15 protein-coding genes and 2 pseudogenes are annotated in these 23,204 nt (G+C 48.6%); 6 read left to right on the top strand and 11 right to left on the bottom strand.

What is annotated here, in order from left to right; all coding sequences use genetic code 11:
• From Q3O60_RS16970 to drmD, 7 genes and pseudogenes are all read right to left on the bottom strand, one after another.
• Window positions 1-371: pseudogene (locus Q3O60_RS16970) on the bottom strand (DISARM system phospholipase D-like protein DrmC); the annotation flags it as partial.
• Between the two features lies 1 nt (window position 372).
• Window positions 373-2,232 carry a DUF1998 domain-containing protein gene (drmB, locus tag Q3O60_RS16965; protein ID WP_305895123.1) on the bottom strand — a complete coding sequence of 620 codons (1,860 nt, stop codon included), beginning with the start codon at window positions 2,230-2,232 and terminating at the stop codon, window positions 373-375.
• Window positions 2,233-2,234: 2 nt separating this feature from the next.
• On the bottom strand, window positions 2,235-6,209 hold the full coding sequence (drmA, locus tag Q3O60_RS16960) for a DISARM system helicase DrmA (RefSeq protein WP_305895122.1): 3,975 nt from the start codon (window positions 6,207-6,209) through the stop codon (window positions 2,235-2,237).
• Between the two features lie 11 nt (window positions 6,210-6,220).
• The gene (locus Q3O60_RS16955) at window positions 6,221-8,101 is read right to left on the bottom strand and encodes an ATP-binding protein (RefSeq protein ID WP_305895121.1); all 1,881 of its coding nucleotides are present in this window, start codon (window positions 8,099-8,101) and stop codon (window positions 6,221-6,223) included.
• Between the two features lie 81 nt (window positions 8,102-8,182).
• Complete coding sequence (locus Q3O60_RS16950; RefSeq protein ID WP_305895120.1) at window positions 8,183-10,324, bottom strand: KAP family P-loop NTPase fold protein; 2,142 nt, start codon at window positions 10,322-10,324, stop codon at window positions 8,183-8,185.
• A complete protein-coding gene (locus Q3O60_RS16945; protein ID WP_305895119.1) occupies window positions 10,321-14,397 on the bottom strand; it encodes an Eco57I restriction-modification methylase domain-containing protein in 4,077 nt (1,358 codons plus the stop codon). Before Q3O60_RS16945 ends, Q3O60_RS16950 begins: the two co-directional genes overlap by 4 nt.
• Window positions 14,394-17,537: a DISARM system SNF2-like helicase DrmD gene (gene drmD / locus Q3O60_RS16940; RefSeq protein WP_305895118.1), complete on the bottom strand. Its 3,144-nt coding sequence runs from the start codon at window positions 17,535-17,537 to the stop codon at window positions 14,394-14,396. Before drmD ends, Q3O60_RS16945 begins: the two co-directional genes overlap by 4 nt.
• Before the next feature lie 595 nt (window positions 17,538-18,132).
• Between drmD and Q3O60_RS17730 the strand changes: the two are divergent.
• The 3 genes and pseudogenes from Q3O60_RS17730 to Q3O60_RS17755 all read left to right on the top strand — a co-directional run.
• Window positions 18,133-18,231 (top strand): annotated as a pseudogene (locus Q3O60_RS17730) (hypothetical protein); the annotation flags it as partial.
• A gap of 84 nt (window positions 18,232-18,315) precedes the next feature.
• Window positions 18,316-18,456, top strand: coding sequence for a BrxR family transcriptional regulator (locus tag Q3O60_RS16930; protein WP_305895117.1), 141 nt, complete (start codon window positions 18,316-18,318; stop codon window positions 18,454-18,456).
• Window positions 18,426-18,569, top strand: a complete 144-nt coding sequence (locus Q3O60_RS17755; RefSeq protein WP_464107472.1) for a BrxR family transcriptional regulator — start codon at window positions 18,426-18,428, stop codon at window positions 18,567-18,569. The genes Q3O60_RS16930 and Q3O60_RS17755 overlap by 31 nt, the downstream gene beginning before the upstream one ends.
• A gap of 13 nt (window positions 18,570-18,582) precedes the next feature.
• On the opposite strand, the gene Q3O60_RS16925 is transcribed toward Q3O60_RS17755, so the two are convergent.
• The 3 genes from Q3O60_RS16925 to Q3O60_RS16915 all read right to left on the bottom strand — a co-directional run bounded on the left by Q3O60_RS16925 (window position 18,583) and on the right by Q3O60_RS16915 (window position 20,925).
• On the bottom strand, window positions 18,583-19,437 hold the full coding sequence (locus Q3O60_RS16925; protein WP_305895116.1) for a hypothetical protein: 855 nt from the start codon (window positions 19,435-19,437) through the stop codon (window positions 18,583-18,585).
• Window positions 19,437-20,621, bottom strand: a complete 1,185-nt coding sequence (locus Q3O60_RS16920) for a hypothetical protein (protein ID WP_305895115.1) — start codon at window positions 20,619-20,621, stop codon at window positions 19,437-19,439. Before Q3O60_RS16920 ends, Q3O60_RS16925 begins: the two co-directional genes overlap by 1 nt.
• 121 nt (window positions 20,622-20,742) lie before the next feature.
• Window positions 20,743-20,925 (bottom strand): helix-turn-helix transcriptional regulator, encoded by a 183-nt coding sequence (locus Q3O60_RS16915; protein ID WP_305895114.1) that lies wholly within the window; start codon window positions 20,923-20,925, stop codon window positions 20,743-20,745.
• Window positions 20,926-21,097: 172 nt separating this feature from the next.
• Between Q3O60_RS16915 and radC the strand changes: the two genes are divergently transcribed.
• Both radC and Q3O60_RS16905 read left to right on the top strand, forming a co-directional pair.
• On the top strand, window positions 21,098-21,574 hold the full coding sequence (radC, locus tag Q3O60_RS16910) for a RadC family protein (protein WP_305895113.1): 477 nt from the start codon (window positions 21,098-21,100) through the stop codon (window positions 21,572-21,574).
• Window positions 21,575-21,733: 159 nt separating this feature from the next.
• The gene (locus Q3O60_RS16905) at window positions 21,734-22,294 is read left to right on the top strand and encodes a tyrosine-type recombinase/integrase (protein ID WP_305895112.1); all 561 of its coding nucleotides are present in this window, start codon (window positions 21,734-21,736) and stop codon (window positions 22,292-22,294) included.
• Here the strand turns inward: Q3O60_RS16905 and Q3O60_RS16900 are convergent.
• Window positions 22,291-22,551, bottom strand: a complete 261-nt coding sequence (locus tag Q3O60_RS16900) for a helix-turn-helix domain-containing protein (RefSeq protein WP_305895111.1) — start codon at window positions 22,549-22,551, stop codon at window positions 22,291-22,293. The two genes, Q3O60_RS16905 and Q3O60_RS16900, sit on opposite strands and share 4 nt — an antisense overlap.
• A gap of 202 nt (window positions 22,552-22,753) precedes the next feature.
• On the opposite strand from Q3O60_RS16900, the gene Q3O60_RS16895 reads away from it, so the two are divergent.
• The gene (locus Q3O60_RS16895) at window positions 22,754-22,942 is read left to right on the top strand and encodes a hypothetical protein (protein WP_305895110.1); all 189 of its coding nucleotides are present in this window, start codon (window positions 22,754-22,756) and stop codon (window positions 22,940-22,942) included.
• Window positions 22,943-23,204 lie beyond the last annotated feature (262 nt).

Below are 23,204 nucleotides of genomic sequence, written 5' to 3'. Positions count from 1 at the left end.
GTTAAAAACAGAGTTTTTTCAGCACTGGAGATAACCTCAATAAGAGCCTGTTCAGTTCGGCGAGCTGATACAAAAGGGGTCACCGGACCAGTCCAAACAAGCTCGGTTCTTTGATTATTAATCCCAATTTCATTCACATGACTTGCAGTTAACAACATGTAAGCAAGCTCACTCGCATTGATAGTTGTATCATGCCAGGCTGAAATTACTTGCTTGGCAACTCCCAGTGCCGCAGGAGTTTGTAAGACTTCTGTAAAGGCAAAGGCGCTTTTATCCGATCCGGCTTTTTGGAGTCTACTTGCTACACTCTGTACTTTTTCATTTGAAATCATAGCAACGAGCTTTACAATTGAGTCTAAGAGCTTCTCCATGCTAGACGCTACCAAAAAAAGCTGCATTGGCTCGATCTATTGTATTTATTAGTAATGATCGATCAAGATACCTATTCCCTCGTTCGCATGAGGTTTCTGCGACAAAACTACACGCGTGACATGCAGCAACATGCAACGAACGGTCTTTTTCTGGACTGTGCTCTGAGCACAATGGATCTGAAGAACATACTTTTGCCCTGCTTAATGCTTGTCCAAGAAGCCGTCCCAGATTTTCTGGCTTCCCAAGCTCAACTAAACCGCCAAGTGTTCCATCCGAATCAGCAGCAGCTGTATAAATTAGGATCCCTGACTGAGGGCTATCTCCTGATGTGTCAGCATAGATCCGTTCACGAATACTCGCAGCGTTATAACCACATTCAAGCGCCAATTCACGTATCAAGAGGTGTGACAATGTATGAAGCATGGCGTATCGAATACCTGGGTAGCCTTCGCTAGGGTCGAGATGGCGTGAATTGCGCCATCCCCTATGTCCACCACGGAGCATCTGGTCGACCTTCTTCACACCATCTAGAGCTTCCCACTCAACGAGCGCGGCTTCATCAAACTGGATAAAGATACCTTCGCCATGAACCTGGTTGGCGGGCACCCAATCTGGCTTGCTGCGGGACAGGCTAGCCATCTGCGGACGCTCATCGGGGTCGCCAGATTCCTCAGGAGCTTCTACACGAGTGAAGCCTAATAAAGCATTCACCTCACGTAATCGCTCTAGCAGTAGAACCCGACTGATATGGTCGTTGAATCCTGCTGGCGTACCAACTTTTTTGCTCATGAAGTGCGGGTAATCTGCGGGCGGATTTGCTTCTGTCAACACGCGCCACTCAGGCCCTTTGATATCGGCTTCACCCGCAACTTCCTGACCACCACCAGAACGATACGCTTCTACAGCCGACCAGATTGCGGAGGCAGCGTACTTGTCGATTCCTGGCAGCGCACCGGTTTTTTTCAAGGTCTTCACTGTCACCGACACTTCGGCTTCGGAATCCAAATCCTCGAAAAAATCCCAGCCATCCTGGATCAGTTGACTCAGTGGGTCCTTCGTCTGCGGAATCGCAAGAGCCGAGAGAGTGATTGGGAACCAACTATTGGTGGCTCCCAATAGAACCGCGCGAGCTTCCTCATCACATTCGTTGTCGAAGTGATCTAAGTGTGGATGCCGTCCTCGACAACCTGGCAGATTCTCTTTTCCGGCTTTACCAAAGGCGTGCGCCATACTTCTGGATGCCCCACAGGCATCACACTTCACCCAGAGGTTTTCGGTTTGCAATGACGCGCCGCTCTCGAAAAAGCGCAACGTCCCCTTGCACGAACTGTTGCCACCATGAACGAAGTAGTGCCAAGGGAAATCGTCGAGGTGACCATCGCGGCAAGCTAGCAGGAAACGAGCAGGAACGGCGTCGGCATCTTTAGCAGGTTGATCCCCTTTAGAGCCATGGCAACCTTTGTGAACAAAGCGAGTTCGTTCGGGTCTGAAGCGGTTTTCCTTAATTTCGAACAAACCGGCATCAAAGGGCGATAGCAGGCCACATTTAACGCAGCGCATCCAGCGCGGAAATGGCCTTACAGGTACGCCGATATTAGCCTCTGCCGACCAAACATCGACGAGCTCGCTTTTTTGAAAAGGTGGCATACGCAGGTTTTCGACTTGCGTTCCCAATACCCTCCGCACAGCAGCAAGCAGCCGAGCTTCCTGAATCGGCTGGCAACGATCCTTCTCCCACCTATCAATGCCAAGCGTCACAACAGAAAGGCTAGGCAGGTCGATTAAAGCACCTGGACCATAAGTCCACAATAATTGACTTGGGCGCACTTCGCCGACGGGCGTTTTATTATTGATGATCATGTTTATTCCTCATCCTCTGTTGCGGGACGAGGCTTCCAATCGTGGTCGTCCGTGATATGGCTCGTGTTCATAATCAGGCGCACGCCAGGCTCCACTTCCCGCATCGACATCGGTACCGTCCAGTTGTCCCATGCTTGAATTCCTGGCGACTTAATCAGGGCAACGGTCTTGTCTTTCTCAGGCCCACGTTTTTCATAAGCCAAGATCCGTCCACCCTTACTGACTTCTTTCGCCCATTCGTCGGCGCGTTCTTTCAATTCTGTCTCGGCCAACTGTTTGCGTGAGTTGTCTTCAGCGACATTACCTGCACGAGTCGCCAATACTTTGATGGCATCCATCATTTCGGCCTGGTTGGACATGCTAAGTTGGCTAGCACCTTCGTTTGGGCTAAATACATCGCTTTCAAGGCGCATCAAACTCAGCATCGCTCCTGTCAAACCTCGGTCCATCGCGCGTGGTGAGAACGGCGTTACCGATTGCGCCTCGACGTGTTTGTAAAACGTGGCGTGATAGTGTTCGAAGGTTTCGTAATGAGACAGGTCGCGCGGTCTTGCCCATGTGAGCACCGTGCAGACCAAGCCTGGGAAAGAGCGTCCAACGCGGCTAGTGGCCTGAATATATTCGGCAGTACCTTTAGGTTGTCCATTCACGGCCATTAGTCCGAGTCGATTCACGTCGACACCCACTGACAGCATGTTGGTTGCCAGCACTACATCAATGGCACGCGTGTCCCCATCTTGCCACTTGGTTACATATTTTCCGGCGGCAGTGTCAAACTCTGATTTAAATTTAACCTCTAAGTTATCGAGATACTTCGGGATATCCTGGCTGGAGACCCGCGAGGTCAGCTCACGAATGTTGCTGACACTGCGCTGTGCCAGCGCCGGCCGCTCCACCATGCTCATTTGAACACGGTAGGAACGTGTTTGCACATCGTCCTCTGCCAAGCGTTTCATGCCTCCCAACTCACGCAGGGAGTTGAAGTATCCGACCATGGTCATGTACGGATCGGCAGGCTCACCAAAGTGATCGAATAGTTCTTGTGCGGCTGTCAGAAATGCCGTGTAGACGCGGATTAGCATCGCGGGGCGGGAACTACCGGGCGAACACACGCCGAGGTAGCGCCGTCCCGGCTTGTCTTCGATCGGGCGCTGCACGGAGAAGAAGTTGTCTTCTACATCCAGACCATGCGGCGGAAAGACCGAAACACGGCGCATGAAGACGTTATTCACTTGCTCCTTGGCTTTGCGCACCGTCGCCGTGGAGGCGATGATCTTCGGCTTGACCGTTTTACCATCAAGCGACCAACCACACAGCTCGTCCACAGCGCTCTCATACAAACCAACCATGGTGCCCAGCGGACCACTAATAAGGTGAAACTCATCCTGAATAATTAAGTCGGGTGGGCGTATCGGATGAATGGCCCTTACCTTTGAGGAAGGAAGCCCCTTGCCAGCTTGGTGATTGCCATTGCAATCGGCACCTTTCCAAAGCAGGCCGTGGCGCTCGCATTCCTGACCCGCACGACCAAACAGCGTACGCACCTGTCCACGCCACGCCATCATGGCGAACTTGTCCACCGTGGCAATCATCATGGTGGGGGGACGGTGATACATTTCTTCATCCACCACCAGTACAGGAATTCCGGGATGCGACTGCTTGCTGGATTTACCTTTAGAAAAGTCGCATCGACCTTTTTTGTCGCCACAATAGACAAACGTTCGTCCACGACCTTTGTCGATTTCGACATCTCTCCCAGGGGCTACTTCTGAGCCGCACCATGGGCAACTAGTGAGCTGCGCGGGTGATGCCGCGCCTGCATTGTATTTGCCAGGGTTGCGTACATCTTCAATCGCTCGATGGCTGTCTTCAGTAGTACCCGGCGTCACCTTGTTGCCAACCCATAGACCAATGGTGAAAGGTTCCGTGCCAAGGGATTTGTCGCCCCTGTCCAGCGCCTCTCGGCGCAATACTTCCATGGCGCAAATCAACGCTGTGGCGCGCTGGAACTGCTGCAGCGTCAACAGACGCAGCGTATAACGCATGACCACAGCCAAGCCGCGTGAGCTGTCGTAGCCACCCAGATTGCCCTGCATGCGTCGAATTGCCATCGTGAAGGCTGCAACACCCAAATAGGCCTCGGTTTTACCACCGCCTGTTGGGAACCAAAGTAAGTCCGCATAGGCTTCAATGGGCTGAACTCTATCTGGGTGGCTCGGGTCGGCCAGCGACGGTATTGAGAGCAGTAGAAACGCCAACTGGAACGGACGCCAGCTGCGGTTTTTCAGCACATCGAATTTATCAATGGTGACATCCTCACCCCGGCGCATGGCCAGCGCATATTGGCTGCGCACGCGTTGCGTCGCCATGGCTTGGTTGGCAAACCGGAATGCCGCCAGCGCTTTTTCATTTTCCTTTAATGCATCTATACCTTCCTGCAGGCGCGCATGAATCTCCTGGCAACGGTCCATCGCTTGTTGCGATTGGGTGTCGTAGCCAGTGATTTCGGAACCTACCCGAGCGCGCTGTTCATCAATCCACGCGGCATAATCCTTGGTCAACATACTCAAGGCGTCGACCAACGGGTCAAGGTCCAATGTCGCTAGGCGCTGCATATCAAGCAGGCCACTGCTAACCATCTCACGCATCGCTGGGCGATCGCTTGGATCAAGGCCTGGAGTTTCGGTGACCTGCACTTCGTACTGTGGCATCACCGTGGTACGCACTTCGGTCGCCAGCGTCACATCGTCTGCGGTTTCGGCATGGACGGCAACACCATGACCCACGGCGAATTCCACGCGATTACGGTAGATCATCTCCAGCGCTTCGCGCTCGTGGTCCATACCGTCTGCGTCAAGTACTGGCCGGCGGCGGAAAATAGCGCGCTTGGCGGCTGCTTTCTCCGAGCGTACGATAAGCTCTGGCTGGAATACCCACGCCATATCACGGTTGGTGTCAGGCTCTTCTTGCGCATTCACCAAGAACAGGGTAACCAACCGATCGCCATTGACATTCTTAGCTCGCACGGAGCCTTGCACACGCACCTCAGGAAACTCTTTGTCAGGGGCCTGATGCGGTATTACGCCTTCGGTCAGCGGCAACACGATCTTACCGCCACAGGGAATACGCTGCCACACTTTAGCCTTCTGCCCATTGGATTTAAGTAATTCGTGATCATTGTTGGGAACGCGCTCGTAGCGACCCCAGCGCGCTTCAATTTCAATTTTATCGGCATTCCCATCTACACAAAACGTCATGCCAAGGCTGCTGGGAACTAGCGACTGGTTACTAGCCGCATCAATTTCATCACCAGAATCCGACTCTGGCTCTACGCGTCCGGTGGCAGTTCCAAACTCTGCACCAGGCTCATGCCGTCCAGGGGCCTTGGTCTCAATGGGCTCTTCAGCATCTTCATTGGCTAATGCTCCTTCCAGTCCCTCAATACCGCCTTGAGCAGCTTCACGCGGGGACAGCTTGCCAACCAAGTAGCGGTCGCGCACACCCATATCAACAATACGTTCCTTGGGGCCGCCAGCTGGACCAAGCAAATCATCCATTACTGCCAATTGCAGCAACTCACGAATATAAGCCTGATCCTCTATGATCGGCACTTCGGCGATGGTCTTGTGTAATGCCCTAGGGAGTGCCTCCAGAAAGTCCGTCCATTGGACTCGGCCAACGCTGCCGGTTGATGGTGGCGTAAGTGCTGTAAGGCCAATCGAAACCTCCGGATCGACCAACAGCATGCGGTCAAAGTAGATCGTGGTAGTTTCCTGATCTGAACGAATCCGCAGTATCCGCCCAACCCGCGTTAAGTTGCTCGCTGTGCTCAGAATCAACACCCAATCATTATCGACGATGGCTTGATACGACGAACGCCCGCCTTTCAGCAACAACGTATAGGGTGCCAGGGTACGATCGGCAAACAGTCCATGATCAATGGCGATCCATGCATTGGAGTTAGTGTTAATTGCCATGTCCGCCTCCCTCAGTCGCTTCGAATAGGAATCAGCGTACCGAGGTACGCTTTGTTGTTTTCTCTGCTTTTCTTTTCGTAGCCAAGTGTAAGACAAACAGCTTCAATCTTCTGGCAGAACACGTCAGCGTTCAGAGGAATCATCCAAAGTTCACCCTTGGTTGGTTCCTCCCGATTTGTGCTTTGCCATTGCACCTCATCATTCAAAGGATGCTCAGGTCTGAAAGGGTGAACATTGAATATCTTATGATCAACCTGTGTGATCCAGGATGCCCCCACTTCCGTTATGGCACCCCATGAAACCTTGGTATTCTCACTAGTAACGAAGAGTACGAATATCTTCTGAGTAGAATAACTCTCCACAAAGAACTCTCTCAAGTAATCGTAAACGCCTCTTCCCTCTGGTACGCGACAAATTTCATCATCACAATTGGTATACAGGATGTCATCGGCTGGAACATTATTATGAAGAAGCATCTGATAGATAATATCTGCAAAAGGCTTATCTGGATAAGTCTGACTAATAAGTATCTTTTTCTTCTGAGAGTCGATAAGCGACTTCAACCCTAAGTCTGGACTGTTGTCGTTTATCGATTTTGTGATGGCCCCTTCAATAGCTTCTCGCGATAGGCCAGAACCAAGATTCATCAGATTGTCAGCTGCTTCTCCGCTCGCTTTTCTTCGAAAAGCATCCACATCGCGCCGGAGTTTGTCTTCATTGCTCTTCTGCTCATCTTGTTTCTGCAGCTTCTTTTTTGCTTTTCCTATATCGGTAAAAACTTCTCGCTTTCTGAGAATCTCTGCCAAGAGCTCCTTTCTCACATAATCCAAAACTGCGACATATCGAGGATCGTCAGATTTGTATCCCTGACGGTTGCTCAATGCCATATCGGGGAGCTCGGTAAGTTCAAACAGGTCAACGTGCAACTGTCCTACAACATAAACCTCATTCAACTTATTCTGTCCAACTACGGGTAGTATATTGAATTCTCCAATCTTTTTATTTGCGAACAACGAGATAAAATTATCTGGAAAGTCTGACATTACCGCCTTTCGGCCGCGAGTTGATTTGTAAGTCCCTATCCAGCCTGCCACCTTTAGAGTATATTCATGCTCAACCCCATCAATGTCCTTCATGACCAAGGGGATGGCCTTCTCATCCCTTGCAGTGACTAGGTCCTTTCGTCTTTGCGGATAAACATCAGGTACAAGGTCTACTAACGAAGAGTACTCATCTCCAAGAGAAATCAACGTACCCAGTTCCGTCATAACGTTTCGATCAAAGTCATCAATAGTCTCGGCCTCATTACCCCTAATCACATGGATACGAAACTCGCTATTTATCAGAGGAAATAGTTTCAGGATATTGCGTTTTACTACGGAAAGAGTCTTATCAAGTCTGTACTGAGGGTTTCGCATCACAATTGCGGAGCCATGATCTTCTACATAATCGAAGGTAACATCTGAGTCGGGAATGGCTCTAAGCTTACTACCTTCATCTGGATGGCGAGAAAGAATAAAACCGGACTTTTCACTATCTGCCACAGTTAAAATATCGACATTCTCGGAAACGGAAAGCGCAGCCAGTTTTCCAACGCCTTTGCGACCCATCTTGCGTCGTGCACCAGATTTGGAGAACGAGTCTACTTCTTTGACTCGTGAAACACCCGCCACATTCAAGTAGTTAGAGATATCACCCTTATCATAGGACATTCCATGACCATCATCTTCGACCCGGATATCATCCTTGTTGGCGATGATGTAAACGTTCTTTGCATCCGCGTCATACGCATTGGCAATCAGCTCCGCCAACACGTAGTAAATATTTGTATAAAGATTCGGTCCGAGCAGTTCCAATATGCGTGGATCTACATTCAGTTGATACTCTTTCACTCTTCACTGCTCCTTTTCAAAATTTCCCGACAAAAATTTTCGCAATTTCTAGGCTTATATTGACCATCAAAGGGGTCCCCCTCATTCATCAAATGCGTCAACACCGTCAGGATTTATGCCCGCCTTGAGCATCTCGAATTCTATCAAAAATTGATCTACCGCTTCGCGTGCCATGTCTGGAACCGCGCCCGACTTCTGCAGGCCTATCAAACGCTGCGCACAAGCCTCCGTATCCAAGTACCTCTCCAGCCACGCCGGATTCAAGCGTGGTTGAAGACGCACGGCCCAATCACCCACTACCTGTAAGCGTGTGTATGAGCAAAATTTTGGCAGAAATATCAGCAGACCATCATTTGATGACGTTACCACTTCACACCATGCTTTGGCTTCGGCAGGGTCGCCCCAGAGGCGCCATGCGGCCAATAAGCGAGCCAGTTGCGAATGCGCCAGCAATTCGCTCTGACCAAGTTTGGTTTTCAAACCGTTAACCCAGCAGGATTTCAGGTCATCAAGTGTGGCTGTGTCGACGAGCGCCTCTTCACCATTCTCGGCATACTTTTTAACCTCATCGGAGAGTGCCGCAATCAAATAGCGCTGGACTCCGAGCGAGCAGCCTTGGGCTATCGCAGTCTTGAGCAGGTCATACCGCTGCACCCGGTCGACCCGTTTCAGAAGGTGATAAACTACACGTGTGACACGTGATTCGTTGCCAAAATCGAAGGAGCCGCGTTCATCGCTGTCGAGCAAAAGCAAATCGCCGATATCAAGGAGCACATTGATGAACACTGGGATGTGAGCATCGGGGATGTCCTCTTCCACATGATCCATCAGCCGTTCAAGTAATGCTCGTGCTTTTGATAGGCCATCAGGGCGTTTCTCGCGCGTGCCTTGAACCATCGCATCGCCCAATGCGGCAGGCTCTTCTGCCAAACTTAAAAGCGCCTGCATTTCACTGCGGCGGACAGCACCGGGAGGAACTGTCATTCGAAAGTAAGTGGAGAAAACGTCGGGGTGGCAGACGCGCAAACCCCTCCGCCATTGCGCCAACCAGTCGGCCCCGTAGCCCATTTGCCCAATTTTCGGAAAAATGCGTCCAAGTAAATCTCTCGTGCTGGATCGAAGTTGCTCGGGCAGTGCTTGCACCCATTGTTCATGAAAGGCTGCTTTGGCTTTTTGATCACCGTCATACCTACCATCACGACTATGGCCAGAAAACTGGTCCTGGTTTGTGCGAATGACGTCATAAAGTCCTGGTAGGAAAACGCGAAGTGCCTCAAGTGCAATGAAGTCCACAGGATTGACCTCTCCACGTACCGCCGGATAGGTTACTGACAATGTATTCGTTAAACGGACGACATCACGCGGCACCTGAATTAGTGGATCAAGGCCATCATAGAAGACATTCGTCCAATAGGACTGATCAAAAAGGTCATCTGACCTATCACCGAGAATCTCGTCGAGGCGTTTAAAAAGAGCTGCCCGCAGAGCCACTCGGTCAACCGGGGGCAACTCGAACGGTACCTGAATGATCTTCTCTAGATACCGCTCGCCAGGCATACCACTTTGTTGCTCAATCGCCTGCGCGGCGACTTCACGATCGAAGGCTAGCAGGTAGACTACATTGGGAAAATCACCCAATGCCTTAATGACAGTGAATAGCTGCCGGGTCTCTTCTGGAGTAAGACGATCAATATCATCGACTACAACCAAAATTCGCTTCCCAGCCTCCCTCAAGATAGTGCTGATTTTAGACTTGAGAGCAGGAACATCTTTAGGTTTACTCTTAGTAACCATTCCGATCAGTTTTCCGATCTTACTTCCCACGCCACTGGTCATGCCACTCAAGTCAATTAGACCACCAACGCCCTCGGCAAAATCACCCAGCAGTTTTCCAAGTTTTTTGAACTTCTCGCTTTTGGCGGGCAACACAGCCTGTAGTTGACCAAGAAAAGCGCGAGCGAGGTTTTCCTGGCCAGAGAACCACCACGGATTGAAAGTCACGATTACGGGTTGTTCAGTTTCCGGGCGCTGTTCAAGAAAGTGCCGCACATAGCTAAGAACTGTAGACTTTCCCGCCCCCCAAGGGCCATAGAGAGCCAACACCAAACCATCATTACCCGGGTAGGTACAAATACTGTTGGCAAGGCTTTCGGCAAACGGAGCATGCCCAAATAGATCGTCTCGGGGGTTTAAACTCGGTCGGTCTGCGGAAAATGCTGTCACAGAGCCCCCTCATCAAACAAACCATCCTGCATCACTGCTTCTTTAGCCAATCCGTTTCGGACTGATTTAGTAGACTTTTTCGATTCAGGATTAATACTTTCAACTTCATGCCTTGCTTTGTTTAGCATTGCCAACCGATACAATAATTCTTCTCTTGCCTCTTCGCTTATCGTAAATCGCGTATTTTTTCCTTCGGGCAAATAAGTAACACTATGAAAACCATGCCCAAGATCAATCTGCCACCCATACTGACCCAAAACCAATTCATCAAGAAGCTTATGTAGCTCCCTTAATTCTAAAACTGTATTGTCCGTATTATCCTTATCATGAAACCTTTTGTAAAAATTTGTCAATCCTATCCCTTTATCCTTTAGATAGTAACTTCGAATATCATTAAACTCTTTAACCTTGGCTGTAAAGCCTTCTTCAACAAAAGGCTCTGGAAGCGGAAATGGCAAGAAACATAGAGACGGGCTATATCTAAGATCCTCTTTCATTTTTCCTGCTTTATCCCACGCAAAGATCATGTGAATTGAACTCTGCAAAACACCTAGCAACGCCAAGTCACCAGACGCTAAAACAGTCAACTCAGCGAATACTTGATCAGCGTCAACCAACGCAAATGCCCCGGTTTTACTGGTTCTGGCAATTGCAATAACCTTTTCCAACTTTGGAGTGTTTTTATTAGCGGACTTTTCGAACAATGAGCCTCCAATCAGAGCATACATTTCCTTTCCTGAGGCTTCATACAACCACCAGATATCTTTTACTTTTTGTTTCGATTCTTGTAGCTCATCACGAACAGGCTTTACTTTATCTTGAACGATCTGAAAGGCTAGCGGGTATTTTTGTGCCTTAGAAATAGGCCAGTCCCAAAAGTTGATTATGTAGCGACTTGCTTTTAACTGAGGAGATGAATTTATATCGCTACCAACCAAATATGGTTTTATAACATCACTATATTCCCTGTTTCGCAATATGTTCTTTGCATCTTTCTCCGATAACAAGAACCCCTTACCGTTAGGTATCACCCCTCTAGAAGCCACACCTTCATTGGCCCTTAGTGCCTTAACTGACCAATCCGTTCTTGCAACCGTGAGGCTGGGGCTGATATTAACAACTGATTTGGAATCTAATATATAATCGCCATACCAAACTCCATTAAAGAGCCAGACCATAACGTAATAAACATTTGCAGACCCAGGCCAGGGTTTTTTTGTAGCTGCGCGGTAGATGCACATGTCATTTGCAGCAAGATCTAAACCATATCGTCTAGTTTCCCCCTCACAAATTGAACTGGTTGAAATAAAACCAATCACCCCATTAGGCGCAGTGACAATCCGGGCTTTTGAAATAAAATGAGCAGATAAATCAGTATTATTAGAAGCACCTGAATTTTGCTCACAAATTGTCTGATTGTATTTCCTACCTAAGTTAGAACTTATGTTTTTCCCATAAACGAATGGGGGATTTCCCACTACCGCATCAAAGCCTATTCGCTTATCAACGAAAACTTCAGGAAACTCCAAACACCAATGAAATGGTTTTCGATTTGTCTTTCTGTTAGGAAAATCAACTCTGAGACCATCCTTACCCCTTCGCTTTAATTGTTCTAATGAAGCTGCACACCCGGACAATGCTTGTCCTGCTTCAATAGCTAGCATCGTAACATCAGTCTTTTTGCCACCTGATTTTAGCGTCTCGCCTACCAATGCATCTGCAAGGACCTCTACTAACTCTATCCTAGAACGAGCTTGCTGATTCAAATGCTCCATTGCTTCAAGGTCTCGAACATCGCGTACAGACCTCGTTCGTAGCTCCTTTCGCAATTGAATAGCGCTTTTCACTGCCATATCGACTTCTTGAGTAAAAAGCTTTTTTTCGCTGCTTTTTCCAACTTTCATATCAAGGTAGTGCATCTGGTCCAATTCGGTGACTCCCAGCAAACTATCTCCATAACGCAAGTTGTGATCGAGAAAGCCAAACGGACGCCCCTTTGCTAAGGTTATAAGCCAAATCGAAAGCTTGGCTAATTCCACAGCAAGTGGATTCAAGTCGACACCGTACAGGCAACGCTCGGCGATGAGGCGGCGCGCGAGTATCTTGCGGGCTTCGCTGTCTTGCGGCAGAAATTCTGTGACAATTCCAGTCTCCAAAACCTCACCATCCACGCTCACGGTTTTGCCCAAAGCTTCAACCTGTGACCATGATTCAACGAGTCGATCCGACAGCCAGCGGCAAGCTTGCACCAGAAATGCACCCGAGCCCATGGCTGGGTCGCAGATCTTGAGGTTGAGAAGTTCAGCGGGGGATTTCAGTACCCATTGATCGCGTGGCGTTCGCTCTGCAGGACCGACATAGACCACCGGTGTGAGCGTCTCGACGACGATCGCTTCGGTCAGCGACTTCGGCGTGTAATGGGTACCGGTTTCACGCCGATCGGAACCAGTAGTGACAATAAAAGCGCCAGCGGTATAGACCAGCGGATAACCCCATGGATCGGTGCGCAGCAGATGGGCATAGGGTTTGACGCGATCACGCAATTTGGTATCGCCCAAGCAGGCAGTCAGCAGGCGATCGGCTAAAGTGTCGTCAACGGGCTTGACTAGATCATTGCGCACCCTACTGGCAGAACTGCCGGAACGTTCTTGCAACAACTTAGCTAATCGCGCAGCGCCATCCAAGCGAGCCGAATCCAGTTCGGCCAGCTTGACCCATGGTGTTTTGGCACTCTTGGTTGGTTCCAGCTCCAGCGTAACATCATCGGTGCGTTTAACGGTGCGCTCAAGCAGCCCCTCGTATACGTAGCCGATCTGTTCGACATCCAGTGCGCGATAAGACAGCGTGCGCCCCTGAAGTTGCTGGATGGCTTCCAGCAAAAGCAGGACTGTGCGATTATCTATGGGCAGTGGCTTGGCGGTATCAATGCGCCAGCTGGAGCCTTTGGCCCGACCTTCAAGGAAAGGAAAACGGTCAGGATCAAATAGTGAACCGCCCAATGCAGGTAGCCGAAGGTTTTCATGCTCAATACCGCCAAATACCGCGCGGAAAATCGCAAGCAACCGCGACCAAGCATCCCAGCGTCTTTCAAGGATCTCTTCTGACTCTTTACGTAACTGCATGCGTAATGTTGAAAGCGCATAGTTTGCCTCGTAGCGCTCGTCGCCCATCAAGAGCAGGCCCCGCTCCTCAGCGGAGAGCAGGAACACCAAACGCATCATCACCGTCAGAGCCGCCTCATACAGCTCGGGTTCTTTGACATCATGCAGTAGCCCTCGATTGCGATCCTGGTCGGCTTTGTCGAGGGTTTGAATCAAGACTTCAACGGCACGGCGAACCTGCTCACCAAGGGCATCGGTCACTTCGTCCTGGAACTTCAGGGAGCGATCGAACAACGCGGGCAATTGTTCGGATTCATCGACAAAGAAACGACGAATGCCGAGCAGATGCACAAACGCCTGCAAGGTAATGGGCTCCTGACTCCATATACGGGCATACCAACTGGCAAAGCTGGTGACGGCACCCACCGGGGCATCCACCAGCATCCAACGCTCGCCGTTGGTCACCAGCCCGAGTCGACAACCCAAGGAACGGCACAACTGCACCATACGATCGGCAGGTGTGGCGGACCAGCTGTTTTGCTTCAGGGTGGCATCAAGATCGATATCCTGCGCATAGATTTGGATCAGCAGAAGTGGCTTGTTGGCGCCTTGCTCATTGACTACTGCAAGATTGGGCGACAGCGTCAAACCATATTCAGGCAAGCCAGCTTTGAGGTTGGCGGCGCACCAATCGCCACGCTTTAGGACGTCACCTTTTCCGTCTTCATCAAGTTCGAGGCCGCGAGACAACACTTCGTCTACCCAAGCTACGTGTAACTCGCCGAAGTGCGCATCCTCCAGTTCCAGTGCTTCGCGCCACTCCTCGTAGGCTTGCCGCAGACGTATACGTTTGTTGGCATCCAGTTCCTCTAACCCCTGAGGAAAGGCTTCTTTCAGAGTGGGAACCGCGAGGAATGGGCCGGAGATCTCTATCAACGACAACCAATCATCATGCACGCTGGGAGCACTCATGCTGCACCTCCCTGAACGGCAGATGAAGGCATCAGAAAAATCACAGCAACCGGGAATGTACGATCATTGAGTTTGGCATAACGGGCTTCGATGGCTTCAGCCTCCTGCTGACGCTCGGCCGGAATGCGGGCAAGACGCGCCTCCAGTGCAGCAGTATCTCGCCTGAGCTGAGTTCGCTCATCCTCGGAGAATAGGGAAAGCTGTGAGGGTTGTTGATCTTTATTAAGTTCGGTCTGGATAGCTTTTTCTAGTTCATCTAATACCGCCTTGATATCATCCACTTCCTTTTGCTTGCGTGACCGTAGAGTGTTCGAGAGAAACTTCAAGCGATCTTTCGATCGAGCATCGACCGCCTGTAGGATGGAGCTCTGCGCACGGTCGAAACGGACACGGATGGCATCGAATAAGGAGTCAGCTGCTTTAATTGGCGTGGCTTGATCCAGCCACTGTTGGACTTTGGTGACGCCCTCTTCTCGGCGGAATGATTTTTCGCCCAGATACCCCCCGGCTACCGTAAGTTCCTCATGGAGGCGATGATGATTGCCACCAGTCACTACCAATCGAGAGATTACGGCAACGGCAGGCCCATCAATAAGGGCGTCCGGCACTGAGCGCACTGTTACGCGATGCAGCTTCTTCACATCGTCCTGGGCCCAAACCTCGGCACGCAGTAATCGCAAACACATCTGAACCAAACGATGATTAAGGTGTACAAGTACCAAGTCGTCACGCCCTGTCGCAACGGTATGATCGAAAGTAACGGGACGAGTTTGCTGTGTGTGAGGATGACGCACCCCTTCGAGGCAACGGGCCCATGAACCCGATAATGCCGGCATTTTAAAAACAGTACCTTTGGGGGTGTCAGGCCACTCAATCGCTTCCAGCTGTGGTCTGTCTGCCAGCGACAATCCGACTTTAACTGCCTGGAGAATATACTCAGGCGCTAAATGAAAGTCTTGCTGCGTGTTTATCAGACGCTCATGTAACTTAGTGATTCGCTCCTTGAGATCACGTTCAGCTCGAACAAAACGACGAGCTTTCGCCATCCTTGACTCCGCCAATCGAATGTCAAGCTCTCTTCTCGATCCATCGATCAGACCTGCCAATTGTGGCGCAATGATTGGATTCACACTCCCCATATCAGCACGCATAGTTTCCAGTTTACTCAATGCCCGGATGATGTCCTCACCATGCCCACCAACACTTTTCTTACCATGGGCACCGCCATCGACGGGATGCCAAATCAGAACTTCTTTTTGACGTTGTCCATGCCGGTCGATTCGACCGTTGCGTTGCTCCATGACATTAGGGTTGTATGGGATTTCTAGGTGGATAAGGAAATTACAATAATTCTGTAAATCAATACCTTCAGAAGCGGCGTCAGTCGCCAATAGAATTCTCACCAAAGAGTCTTTCGGTGAAGTCTGAAATGCCGCTTTGACTTTTTCCCGTTCGTCCTGCGCCATACCACCATGCAAAACAGCTAAACGCTCACCTGCATAGCCGTGACTTGCCAATATTTGATGAATCCATTGATGAGTAGTCCGATATTCGGTAAACAAAATGACTCTACGGTCATTCCATCTTTCACCGTTTTTCAGATTGCTTTTGATCCAATCCAATACTGCCTGCGCTTTTGAATCTATTTTATTACTTGCGCTTTGCGCCCAATTGCGCAGCTCAATTAAAAGTGCTTTCTGTTCTTCATTAAGCGGGGGCACGCGAATGCTGGCTTCTTCAATAGCCTCTTCTTGAGATATCTCAATATCTGCATCATTCGCGTAATCCTCTTCAACTTTTAATATTGCCTTTCGCAAAATCCGTTCGTCGAATTGGCTTGTAGGCCTTTCACGTCCCCCATTAGTCACAGACTGGTGGTGTTTTTCTAGCGTACTAGCAAATGCCGCCGGCGATGAAAATAAGCGTTTTTTAAGTAACAGATTGATAAAAGTTGTACCTAAATCTTTTGGGGTTAGGTCATCCTGCTGCTCTCTACTTTTACAATATTTTTCTAAGCGTGCGTGGACTGCACGTTCTTGTTCAGTGTATTGAACATTTAGCGCTTCCAATTTTCTTTTGGCATAAAGTGGCCTGCCTTTGTTATCAACTAAATCAGTTTTTAACCGGCGCACCATCACTTGGTTTAGTTGTTTTTCATCAGGTAGGATGTTTCTGGCAAAACGCTGGTCATCTAGTAACTCTAAGAGCCCCGTGAATGACTGAGTGTAACCATTATGAGGTGTTGCGGTTAAAAACAGCTTGTGTTGAAAATGTTTGCTGATGAATCTTATAAAACGAGTTCGCTGACTCTCAATAACGTAATTTGTGCTTGTAGACGGCGCAACGTTATGGGCCTCATCAACAACTAAGAGATCAAATTTTCTCGGATATGTTGAATAAGGCGGCAATATATCTCGCATTGCACGCAGGCCTTCACCACTTTTCACCCAATCCATTGATGTTATTAATCTGGGATGTGATGTCCATGGGTTTGAATGAATCCCACGTTCTCGTCTTAGCTGCTTTATGTAATCCGTGTTAATTATTACAAACTCAAGTCCAAACTTCTCCTGCATTTCCATGCGCCATTTCTCTTGCAGCGAGGCAGGACAAACGACTAACACGGAACGGGCACGATGCCGCAGTAGCATCTCCTGAATGACCAAACCAGCTTCAATTGTCTTACCGAGACCGACGTCGTCCGCAATCAACAAGTTAACGCGAGCCATATCAATAGCTCGCACAAGAGGGTCAAGCTGAAAGTCTTCAATACTGATCCCGCTGCGAAAAGGGGCTTGTAAAAAACCCCGGTCAGCGTTAGTGGCCGCACCCCAGCGAACGGCATCCAGAAATGCATCCAAATAGTTAGAGACATCTTGCCCAGTTATATTAGGCAAACCCATTTTTTCGATGACTGACGCACCAGGTTCAATTTCCCAAATAACTTCAATTGTGTCGCCAAGCGCATCCTCTTCTATTGATTCAAGTTGAACAAGACTCCTAGCACCGCCACTAGAACGCTCTAAATTTGAGGAGGTATGAATTTGGCATACAATCCACTGACGTCGACGAACTTCAACCAGTTGGCCAACCTCAGGAAGTAGAACGTTAAGCTGAAAAGACGACACATTAGTACTCATACAGCTAATCCTTAGCAAAAACCCAATAGAAGTGCTTTGAATTAAAAAACTCAACGCCACTCTATGAATGCATATTTGATTAATGGTAACAACCATCTTGGTTACAAGATGTACCTAGAATGTCTGTTTAAGTCAAATAAAAAGCATCAAACATAGATTGACGCCAAATTATTCTCAGAAGACCTTCCTCTTCGGAGTATCTCAATCTCATAGCCCAAAAATTGCTTTTTGCTGCCATTTGATGCTATTGGTGACTGCTACAATACCCATGCAATTGACCAAGGAGCTGGGCTGTTGCAGCGCCATTAGCTTTTCGCGCTTTAGGGCTTGCCTTAGCGGAAGGATCTGTTTTGCGCTGTGCTCATCGCTGCCTTGCTACAGGTGGTAATCACGCATAGCACAGAAAAAGCCTTCTGTACCTAAACGGTCGGGTACCTCCAACTGAAACGCTGCATCGTTTGCAGCATCAGGCGAAGGTGAAATTTAGCGTGCCACATCACACATATATCTTGCTTGAGCAGGGCTTTAACTTCTGGCCACAATTCTGGCGAGCTGGGCGCAGTGTCGAGCATGCTATTTGTAATTCGATGTCGTTATAGGGCACAGGAATGTATCGCTGACCTCACCGGATGAAGAAAGCCGCATTATTGCGCCGCATACACTGGTCTGCACGCCACTGCGCTGGCATGTTCGCGCCTATTGCGAGAAAAACCGTGATTTTCGGGATTTTGTGCTTAGCCGCTTTCGCGGCATAAACGGCATCAAGGGTGATGCCGAAATGACAAAAGAGCAGAATGAGCGCTGGAACAACAAAGTCGATATCGTATTAGTGCCGGACTCCAGATTAAGCGCCTATCAAAAAGCCATTATTGCTGAAGATTACAATATATGCGGGTTATCTCGGTACGCTCTGCCCTAGTGCTTTATGCAGTGCAGGCCTTAAATCTGGATCTGGCAAAAATAGATGCGCGCCCGGAAGCACAGCAGATCATGGTGGCAAACCTGGAAGAAGTTAAACGGCATGCGTTCTGAGCAAGAGTTTGTACTAACTTAAATTTAACCCACTGCTTTGCTTGTCTTGAATCATTGCAGTGTCCAACTCAGGTCCAACATGCAGCCGTAGACTTTTAACGATATTAAGCTGGGCTTTCTCGGCATGCCGTTGCCAGGACTTTTCGCTTGAGACATCAACCTGATGTTTAAAGCTCAGTGCCAGATAGTAACGCTTATCCAGCGGCAAGCAGTAGTGATCTGTTCGGGTAATGCTCTCGCCCTTTTGCTCCTGATAAAACACCCAATCAAACCCATGCATTGAGACAACTTGTGCTGGCTTTAACGGTAGGAAACCGAAACTCTGAATTTGCAAGCGAACATGCTCTTCCAGCCTGTCTTTTCGGCCAGTAGCCCCGCGTGATGCGGCTTCTTCCGCTTCTGCTTCCAGTTTCTTTCTTTGTTGCGTATTCCATCCCAAGCCCTGGCCGTTGCCTTCCGGGCCAATAACCTCTGAGTTGTAGTGAGCATCGTATTCATCGGTTACATGCTGCGCTAACTCATTTCTGTTTAATGCATTAACGGCATCAGGTACTTTTTTGATTTTCAGTTGTAACCAAAGCACACCATACTCGCCGCCGTCGAACCTTATGACAGGTGCCAGATAACACCAGCCTTCGGTATGAACATGAACACCATAATGATGCCAGTCTTGCTCAGCATTTGCTTCAAACCAGCCTTGTGCCCGGAATGGAAAATTAATCTGTTTCGGTTGCTCTTGTGAGACAATGTTTGAGCAAGGCAGCATCAACTCCAGCCGGTATTCCTCCAGCCTGAGCGTGAGTTTATGCAGTTTGTTAAAATCCGGACCGCCGGCAAAGCCCTGCCACCAATTTTTGAGTAACTGCATCAGATCTTACCAACATGTTTGTTGATGTAACGCTGCACCTGCGCCGCCTTTTTATGGTTGCCAAACATTCGTAATTGCTCTTTGTAAGTTTCAATACCCAGATACGGTAACGTATGTGGGCTAACACCAGGTTCAGAATCTTTGCCAAACACAAGGCCACAAAACTTTATGCTACGGCATAAGCTACTGGCCGATAAATCATTACCGCCGGCTAGGTTAGGTACTAAATCAAACGGGTTATTCCTAACAGCTACTATTTTCATCCCCAGCCCAGCGGCCAGTTGCGATAACTTTTCGACATTTGCGCCACTACCATGCAGAGCCAACTGCTGGGTCGTTAACCTGCCGCCATAGTTTGCCCGATAATGCAGTAACGCCGCATTAAAGATAATAGCGCCCTGGCTGTGTGCTACCCACTTTATGGCTTTACCACTTTTTTGAGCATGCGACAGTATCGCCGCCAGATGCTGGGCATTGTGCGATTTGGTTCTACTTAGCTTATCAAACATGCATTCGGCAAGGTCTAACTTCCAGCCATCGCTTGGGTTATGAAATAGCGTGTAGCCTGCAATACCATCTGCGCTATAAGCAGCCTGTGCATGTACGCCCATTAACCAGGCAGCTTTATTAAGCTCATTTTGCATGCCATTAACTGCGGCATGCTCAGTCTGTACATGAGGCACAGCTTCTCGGGCTATCCAGGCACCGGTAAGCGTTTTAATACCATCGCTGGGTGTTGGGCCATTATAGTTGGCATTGCTTTCACGGCTAACGTTGTACAGTGTGGTTCTCTCATTGGCGATATTGTTTTTGGTACCCAGCACATTTCTGTCGAAGTAAATGTCATCAATAACAACCTGGCCGGCTCCGTTTGTTTTGTACTCCAACAAGTAATGATAGCTGCGAAATGGATAACGCGTGCGATAGATACGGCGAAACGGGTTCAGGCTGTGCTTTGTCGAATAAGTAGAATTGGGGGAACGGGTGACATAGTCAATTTCTTTCATCACCTGCTGCTGATCGTAATCATTCAGGCTGGCAAGCATCAACAGTGCCTGATGCGTCAATTGCCAGTGATTGTTTAGATACTGCGACGGTAAACGGATACCGTGTTCCTGTGCTAGACTTTTATCTAAACCACTATGATTAAAAGCCTGAACTTTGCCTGTGTGCATCCAGCTCATTTGTGAACTCCATTTCAGCGAAACTTTTATCAAAAGAGTAACATTAAACACGAAATGCACACAACACCGCAAGTATTAACCTTGCTGTATTCACTACCAGCATAATGGCATGCAATGCGGTCTACAAATCACGCTCACTAATTCGTTCCAGTATCCACTTCTGTATTTCCTCCTCCACCCATGCCACCATCCGGGCACCCAGTTTCACTGGCTTTGGAAAGCGCTCTTCAGCAATAAATTTATAAACGGTTGAACGCGCCAGGCCAGTGCACTCCATGACGGCTTTTAATTTGATGAGTTTCATGGTTTGGTCCTCGTAATTACTCAGACCATATGCAAGCGCTGTATTTTCTAACCGCTAAGTTCACCGAAAATCGGCTGCAATAGCCGTAAACCTTGCCTAGCTAAATCGAAAAAACTTCAGACCTATATCACTTTCAGGAACTAACCATACACAGCCTGAAAGGAGATAAACCATGGCACCTAAACCAACCCCTTCTGAAGTCGTCAACTGGTCTGTCGCTGCACTAACCGTTTTGGATAAGGCGGCATCACTGATAGCCAAGAAGTACGCGCGAAAAGATATGTTTACTAACCCCCAAGCCACCAAAGACTTTCTCACTTACAAAATGAACCAGCATGATCGTGAAGTATTCGCGGTGATGCTACTTGATAACCAGCATCGGTTAATTGAGTTCAGAGAACTGTTCTACGGAACAATTGATGCCGCTCCGGTCTATCCCAGGGAAGTGGTAAAGCTGGTTTTGGAGAAAAATGCAGCTGCGGTTATTTTTGCACATAACCACCCTTCGGGCGTGTCAGAGCCTTCGGCCGCAGATCGGCGCATCACACAACGGTTAAAAGAAGCGTTAGCGCTTGTCGATGTGAAAGTGCTGGACCACATCATCGTAGGTGAGACCCCAGTTTCGTTTGCAGAGCGTGGTTTGCTCTAAGCAAAAACACATATCCACCTACTAACTACACGGCATAAAACCCAAGTTCCCAAATTGCTCTTTTGGGAACTTGGGTATCGCTATAAATCAATAAGTTACATCGACGCACTTGGTTGAAGTGCCCAAAACGGTGTTTTAATTTAAAAAAGGAAGTTGACGATGGCAGAAGTTCACGCAGTCAAAAGCCTGGATAAGGTGAAACTGATCAGTCACCTACTTGAGCGTAATTACAGCCAGCAAGTGGCCGATGTCTGGAATATTGGCTTAAACCTCGCTCTTCGCATATCCGATCTGTTATCCATCCGTTTTTCGGATGTCTGCGAAGATCGCCTGTTGCTGATTGAAAGCAAAACCAAAAAGGCTGCCAGTATTAAGCTGAATCAAAAAGCGATTGATATCATCCACCGCATTCGGCAGGAACAGCCAACCCATACATACCTGTTTCAATCGTACCGCAACCAGCGGGCAATGAATTTGCCACCGCTGCCACTATCCAGGCGCTTTATCTCTCGTGCCTTTGCCGATATTGGCACTCAGGTTGGGATCCAGCTTGGTACGCACTCAATGCGCAAGACTCGGGGCTACCACTTGTACAAAGCAACCAAAGATATAGCCCGAGTTATGAAGATGCTTCGGCATAGCTCTGAAGGGGTGACCCTTCGCTACATTGGCATCACCCAAGAGGACATTGATAAAGATTTTATTGAACTGGAAATTTAGGTTTGTTTCGGCTCATTGGCAATTAAGCGTTCTGCGGTCAGCCAAAGCTCTGAGGGTTTGCACTTTAAAGCTGTGGCTACCTTCCAAACCGAAAGAATCGAAGCTTTGGCAACTCCTCGTTCAATTCCAGAGACAAACGAGCGGGCCAGATCAGCTTTATCAGCCAACTCTTCCTGACTAAACCCAACCTCAACTCGGCGGAGCTTAATTGCTCTTCCAAACGCAGTTGAAATATCTGGTAATTCATTATCGACCACAACAACCCCTGCTCATTAATCTGAGTAAAGGGATTCTTACTGAACAGGGCTAGACTGGCCACGCTCTTTAAACTACATTAAGACCACTATAAAGGTCAAAAAGAACTTTATAGTAAATTTTAATTAGAATAATCACGGATAAAAAAACACTATCGTGTGAGCATCACCTCACGCTGATAGCAATAATTTGTAGGAGTAAAAAATGAAAGTAATCAAAATCTTGTCAATCATCGGGATGGTGTTCTTTCCATTGTGTCTGATTTTAGCATCCGTCTTCGCCGACAGCGATGTTGAAGCAGCTGCTGGCTGGGGAATAATTGCCACTCTCTACGGTATAGGTTACTCAATAACCACATTCGTGAAGACTAAGAACTTAGCCAAAATCGAATGAATTAACATTAGCGTGACCTATTTTAGGTCACGCAATTCTACTCACCATATATCTACGCTCATATGATCATAGTACTCGCGATTCCAAGGAGATTTAAAATGAAAAATTATGTCATCGTTGCTATTGCAATTTTACTTGTCAGTTGCGGTGAAATTGATGATCGATCAATATCATGCTACGAGCTACTGCAAATTGACAATACTGGCAGATCACACGCATCACCAATAATACTGGAACAAGTAAAGGTATTAGGGGAACACCT

Origin of the sequence: Alkalimonas collagenimarina, assembly GCF_030717845.1 — a bacterium.
Classification (GTDB): domain Bacteria; phylum Pseudomonadota; class Gammaproteobacteria; order Enterobacterales; family Alteromonadaceae; genus Alkalimonas; species Alkalimonas collagenimarina.
Note: the sequence above shows the minus strand (reverse complement) of the source record. Positions and strands in the feature narration are given on the sequence as shown.